Annotated in this window: 1 protein-coding gene; it reads right to left on the bottom strand. The window is 63.9% G+C overall.

Annotation, left to right across the window (positions count from 1 at the left end; all coding sequences use genetic code 11):
* Positions 1-238 (bottom strand): sulfatase-like hydrolase/transferase (locus tag SB772_RS45315; protein ID WP_410839191.1); only part of this gene is annotated, 238 nt, incomplete at both ends.

The following is a 238-nucleotide window of genomic DNA, read 5'->3' on the forward strand; positions in this document are numbered from 1 at the left end:
GGAAACAGTCCCGAAACCGACCGAGTGGTGGTTACGTCCGGTAATGAGTGCAGCGCAGGTCGGTGAGCACAGCGCGGTGGAGTTGAATTGGGTGTAGCGCAGGCCGTTGGCCGCGATGCGATCCATGGCGGGCGTTGGAATCACCCCGCCAAAGGTGCTGGATACCCCGTAGCCAGCGTCATCGGTGATGATCAGCAGCACATTCGGCGGGCCCTTGGGCGGCACGATGGTCGCCGGC

The sequence above is a fragment of the Paraburkholderia sp. SIMBA_030 genome, from assembly GCF_046535245.1.
Taxonomy (GTDB): Bacteria; Pseudomonadota; Gammaproteobacteria; order Burkholderiales; family Burkholderiaceae; genus Paraburkholderia.